This window comes from Vibrio sp. 10N.222.54.E6 (assembly GCF_041473955.1).
Lineage (GTDB): Bacteria > Pseudomonadota > Gammaproteobacteria > Enterobacterales > Vibrionaceae > Vibrio > Vibrio tasmaniensis_A.
This window is the reverse complement of sequence record NZ_JBFRTD010000005.1, coordinates 104,532-109,638: the sequence shown is the minus strand read 5'-3', so window position 1 is coordinate 109,638 and position 5,107 is coordinate 104,532. Positions and strand designations below refer to the sequence as shown.

Below are 5,107 nucleotides of genomic sequence, written 5' to 3'. Positions count from 1 at the left end.
ATTTGTTAAGTACCAAATAATGGTGCCTCGAGGCGGAATCGAACCACCGACACGCGGATTTTCAATCCGCTGCTCTACCGACTGAGCTATCGAGGCAAAAGAATGGTGCCGACTACCGGAGTCGAACTGGTGACCTACTGATTACAAGTCAGTTGCTCTACCTACTGAGCTAAGTCGGCACACTAAATTCTTTATGCTTTTGTCCGTGTTGCTACTCCCTGTTAAAGAGTGTTGACACCAACAAATCAAATTGTGGTGCCCGGAGGCGGAATCGAACCACCGACACGAGGATTTTCAATCCTCTGCTCTACCGACTGAGCTATCCGGGCAACGGAGCGCTATTAAACGGATTTTCTGCATAACCGTCAACACCTTTTTTGAAAATAACTAAAAAAAACGTTCGTTAGTTGTTTTTTTATTCAAAAGTGAGGCTTACGTTTTACCTTGGTTAAAGTCTTTCTTGAATTTTGTTACTTTCTCTAAGTATCGGCGCGACTCTTTATTGGGATGTTTCTTTGTTAGTGCCCAGTAAGCTTGACTCGGTTGCAGTGAATTTAAGTCACGCATTGCTCGCTTTCTATCCTTACTGAAAGTATTGAGCACGCCACCAGTGCCGCCGTTGTATGCAGAGATCATACTGTACTCAAGCGTGGTTGGGTGTTTTACGTCTTTTAAATAACGATTTTTAAGGATGTAAAAGTATGCAGTGCCTGCATCAATGTTGTTTTCTGGATTGAATAAGTACTCAGGACTTGGTTCTCCAGGTTTCTTTTTAACGAGCTTAAAGACATCTCGGCCAGCGGTTTTAGGTACCACCTGCATAAGACCATAAGCATTTGCCCAGCTCACTGCGTAAGGATTGAAGCTGCTTTCTGTCTTGATGATTGCATAGATCAAGTCTTCAGGGATGTCATAGCGTTGAGATGCTCGTTGTACTATGTCGGCGTACTTATAACTACGTTTGCTCGCATGATCTGCCACCATTGGGATTTCGACGTAGTAGGCTTTTTTAAAGTCTACCTCTTTGGTTTTTAGGTTATTGGCGATCAGGTAATCTGCGAATTTGTTAGCACGCCATGTCCATTGGATGGGCTTTTTCTCTTGGTCTACGACTTGGTTGTAGAGGAAAGGTTGACCTTCTAGCTTTATGCTTTTGGACGAAAATAGATCGACATGAGCTGGATCATCGGGTGTCAGGAGCGTCGTCATGATCGCATTTTTGAGGTGCTTTTTAGGATCTGTTAAGGAGACGGTTTCTACCGTTATGATACCTTGACTGAAGTTAACTTCTGAACGGCTTAGATAATTGTCTATGTATTTCACATAGTTACTCTTACCTGCCATCTTTACTTCACTGCTGCCCCAACGCTTTTGGATATTGCCTGAAAAGCTACTAATCAAAGCATCCAACGCCCCAGTATCTTTTTCAAATTGCCCTGGTAGTTCTGCCAAATTACTTACAAACCGGTTGGTTGGTTCGTAGTTAACATCATAAATGCTCTCGACAAATTCACGACTGCACCCTGTTAACAACATGGCTGTTAGGAAGTAACTTAGCTTTTTCATAGTTCCTCATACAAAAATGACATCGCGGCGTAAACCATGATGTCATTAAAATTTATTTAAATAAATGTCTTATTCGCTAGGCGGGGTATAGCCATCAATAACGACATCTTTACCTTCGAAAAGGAAGTTAACCATCTCAGTTTCAAGAAGTTTACGATGCTCAGGATCCATCATGTTCAGCTTCTTTTCATTGATAAGCATAGTTTGCTTACTTTGCCATTGTCCCCAAGCTTCTTTAGATACGTTGTCAAAGATACGCTTACCTAGGTCACCCGGGTAAAGTTGAAAATCTAGGCCTTCAGCATCTTTTTGAAGGCGAGCACAAAATACAGTGCGGCTCATAGTGGTTCCTCTTATCGCGTTCGTTGATTCAAACGTCGTTCAGTTCAAAGGGTAGGCTCTCAATAAGCTGCTTTACAGGAGCGGCTAGGCCAATTTCTTCCGGTTTTGATAAGTTATACCAGAGACCTTTAGTCCCTTCCATTATCAAATCTGGTTGTTTATCTAATTTTACTAATACAGGCGTGATATCTAAGTGGTAGTGGCTGAAAGTATGTCGAAACGCAATCATGGTCTTGATCGAATTGGTTTCATTGTCTTTGATCGAACGAAGGTCTAGTTGATGTTCGATCTCTGCGTTTTCATTTTGAGGGAAACAGAATAGTCCTCCCCAGATACCAGATTGAGGGCGTTGCTCGAGCCATACTTGATTGTTGTGGTACAGAATCACAAACCATGTTTCTTTTATCGGCTTTTCTTTCTTAGGCTTCTTGCCAGGGAAATCGAGTTGTCTATCGATCTTCTTAGCTTCACACATGCTTTCAATCGGGCATAACGTACATTTGGGCTTGCTACGAGTACAAACCATCGCACCCATGTCCATCATGGCTTGATTGTACTTATCAACATCTTGATTGGGAGTGTGTGCTTCTGCGTGTTCCCAAAGCTGGTTCTCGACTTTCTTTTGCCCCGGCCAACCTTCTACTGCAAAGCTTCTCGCTAAGGTGCGTTTGACGTTGCCATCAAGAATCGCATGAGGGAGTTTATGCACAGAGGACAACACTGCAGCGGCAGTAGAGCGCCCAATACCCGGTAGCGCGTTCATTTCTTCGATAGAAAGCGGAAATTCACCATCATATTGCTTGGTAACAATCTTTGCAGCCTTATGTAAGTTACGAGCTCGCGCGTAATAGCCAAGCCCTGTCCATAAGTGCAGCACCTCATCTTGTTCGGCGTTCGCTAGGTCAATAACTGTTGGAAAGCGTTCTAAAAAGCGCTGGTAGTATGGAATCACCGTGGCCACTTGAGTCTGCTGAAGCATGATTTCAGATAGCCAAACGGTGTAGGCGGTTTTGTTTTGTTGCCAAGGTAATTCTTTGCGCCCAAAGGCGTCATACCACTTTAATATGGCGGTTGCGAAAGGAGTCACGACATGCTCTATGCTTTGCTATTATTAGGAGTGAAATTGCACCACACTTACGGTTGGATGTAAAACAGACAAATTGTGTGGGAATTTATCCACGGAAAGACTTGCACCGGAGGCAATTCTTTGGATAATCCCCGCTTTGATTAATCAATGTGCAGGCAAAAATCAATGAGTGAAGTGACCACTAACGAATATACTGAAGACGGCAAACTGGTTCGTAAGATCCGTAGTTTTGTTCGCCGCGAAGGCCGCTTAACAAAAGGCCAAGAAAACGCGATGAACGAATGTTGGCCAACAATGGGTATCGACTACAACCCAGAACTTCTTAATTGGAAAGAAGTGTTTGGCAACGACAACCCTGTTGTACTAGAAATTGGCTTCGGTATGGGTGCATCACTGGTTGAAATGGCAAAGAATGCGCCTGAGAAAAACTTCTTAGGTATTGAAGTTCACAGCCCAGGTGTTGGTGCGTGTTTAGGTACAGCTCGCGATGCTGGCGTAACTAACCTGCGTGTAATGTGTCACGATGCAGTAGAAGTATTTGAACACATGATCCCAGACAGCAGCCTGCATACACTGCAACTGTTCTTCCCTGACCCATGGCATAAAGCTCGTCACCACAAACGTCGTATCGTTAAGGCTGAGTTTGCAGAGATGGTTCGCGGTAAGCTGCAACTTGATACTGGTATTTTCCACATGGCAACAGACTGGGAAAACTACGCCGAACATATGATTGAAGTGATGAACGTCGCTCCAGGCTTCAAGAATATCGCTGAAGATGGGGATTACATTCCTCGTCCAGACGAGCGCCCACTAACGAAATTTGAAGCTCGTGGCCACCGTTTAGGTCATGGTGTTTGGGATATCAAGTACAAGCGTACTAAGTAATTCTGAATAAAAAATGAAGGTGAGATCGGATTAAGATCTTAACCTTACATTTTATGGGATTGATAAAAGCCAACATTATTGTAATGTTGGCTTTTTTGTCCTTAGGCTTTTTTACGATAAAGGTTTAAGGACAGAAAGTAATGTCACATCCCCTACAAAAATAACAATAAGAAGTAAGCTCACATGAAACCAACTCAAGCTATTTTGGCCGAGATTTTAGATGAAGTTCGCCCTTTAATTGGTCAGGGAAAGGTCGCCGATTATATTCCTGCATTGGCTCGTGTATCGAACCAGAAACTGGCGATTGCGGTATACACCAATGAAGGTGAAGTTATTCAAGCTGGCGATGCCGATGAAGCCTTTTCCGTGCAATCAATCTCTAAAGCTTTAAGCCTGACGTTGGCGATGGTGTTGTATAAGCCGGAAGAAATTTGGCAACGCGTTGGAAAGGAGCCTTCAGGACAAGCCTTTAACTCGATGATTCAGCTTGAGATGGAACACGGCATCCCTCGTAACCCGTTTATTAATGCTGGCGCGATTGTCGTTGCCGATTTATTACAAAGCCGTCTATCAGCACCAAGACACCGTTTATTAGAATTTGTCCGTCAGCTATCAGGTGATACTCATATTGTGTATGACAAGGTTGTGGCGGCTTCTGAGATGATGCACAGCGATCGTAATGCTGCTATCGCTTATTTGATGCGTTCGTTTGGTAATTTTGAGAATGATGTTATCCCAGTACTGAATAACTACTTCCATGCTTGTGCGCTTAAAATGACCTGTGTGGACTTGGCGAAAACCTTTAGCTATTTGGCGAACAAAGGTGTGTCGGTTCAGACCAAGAAAGAGATCATCACGCCAGTTCAAACCAAACAGCTGAATGCTTTGCTTGCAACATGTGGTTTGTACGATGGGGCGGGAGAGTTTGCTTATCGTGTTGGTATGCCAGGAAAGTCTGGTGTCGGTGGCGGGATTATAGCGATTGTTCCTGGCGAAATGACGATCGCGGTGTGGTCTCCAGAACTGGACGCGTCGGGTAATTCACTGGCGGGAACTCAGGCTTTAGAATTGCTCTCTGAGCGTATTGGACGTTCTATTTTTTAGAAGAAAGATGCGAGCACGGACTTCGTCCTATAGAGCGCTTCGCTTCGAGAAAGGCTCTTACAATAAAAAGGGTTGACCCTAAAGCCAACCCTTATGCAATACTTCTCGAATCTCGAATCTCGA

Annotated in this window: 5 protein-coding genes and 3 tRNA genes; 2 read left to right on the top strand and 6 right to left on the bottom strand. The window is 43.9% G+C overall.

Features of this window, described 5'->3' with window-relative positions; translation table 11 throughout:
* Positions 1–20 precede the first annotated feature (20 nt).
* From AB4513_RS01255 to mutY, 6 genes are all read right to left on the bottom strand, one after another.
* Positions 21–96, bottom strand: a tRNA-Phe gene (locus tag AB4513_RS01255).
* A 7-nt stretch (positions 97–103) separates the two neighbouring features.
* Positions 104–179, bottom strand: a tRNA-Thr gene (locus AB4513_RS01250).
* Between the two features lie 74 nt (positions 180–253).
* Positions 254–329 (bottom strand) — tRNA-Phe (locus tag AB4513_RS01245).
* Positions 330–432: 103 nt separating this feature from the next.
* A complete protein-coding gene (gene mltC / locus AB4513_RS01240) occupies positions 433–1,566 on the bottom strand; it encodes a membrane-bound lytic murein transglycosylase MltC (protein ID WP_017103679.1) in 1,134 nt (377 codons plus the stop codon).
* A 69-nt stretch (positions 1,567–1,635) separates the two neighbouring features.
* Positions 1,636–1,908: an oxidative damage protection protein gene (locus AB4513_RS01235; RefSeq protein ID WP_010435637.1), complete on the bottom strand. Its 273-nt coding sequence runs from the start codon at positions 1,906–1,908 to the stop codon at positions 1,636–1,638.
* Positions 1,909–1,936: 28 nt separating this feature from the next.
* Positions 1,937–2,995 carry an A/G-specific adenine glycosylase gene (gene mutY, locus AB4513_RS01230; RefSeq protein WP_102258154.1) on the bottom strand — a complete coding sequence of 353 codons (1,059 nt, stop codon included), beginning with the start codon at positions 2,993–2,995 and terminating at the stop codon, positions 1,937–1,939.
* Positions 2,996–3,160: 165 nt separating this feature from the next.
* On the opposite strand from mutY, the gene trmB reads away from it, so the two are divergent.
* Together trmB and glsB are read left to right on the top strand one after the other, a co-directional pair.
* The gene (trmB, locus tag AB4513_RS01225; protein ID WP_016791043.1) at positions 3,161–3,880 is read left to right on the top strand and encodes a tRNA (guanosine(46)-N7)-methyltransferase TrmB; all 720 of its coding nucleotides are present in this window, start codon (positions 3,161–3,163) and stop codon (positions 3,878–3,880) included.
* A 183-nt stretch (positions 3,881–4,063) separates the two neighbouring features.
* On the top strand, positions 4,064–4,984 hold the full coding sequence (gene glsB, locus AB4513_RS01220; RefSeq protein ID WP_009847707.1) for a glutaminase B: 921 nt from the start codon (positions 4,064–4,066) through the stop codon (positions 4,982–4,984).
* Positions 4,985–5,107 lie beyond the last annotated feature (123 nt).

Excerpts from the sequence above, each read along its gene's own strand:
- glsB (WP_009847707.1), top strand. The coding sequence starts at position 4,064 with ATGAAACCAACTCAAGCTATTTTGGCCGAGATTTTAGATGAAGTTCGC.
- trmB (WP_016791043.1), top strand. The coding sequence starts at position 3,161 with ATGAGTGAAGTGACCACTAACGAATATACTGAAGACGGCAAACTGGTT.
- AB4513_RS01235 (WP_010435637.1), bottom strand. The coding sequence starts at position 1,908 with ATGAGCCGCACTGTATTTTGTGCTCGCCTTCAAAAAGATGCTGAAGGC.
- mltC (WP_017103679.1), bottom strand. The coding sequence starts at position 1,566 with ATGAAAAAGCTAAGTTACTTCCTAACAGCCATGTTGTTAACAGGGTGC.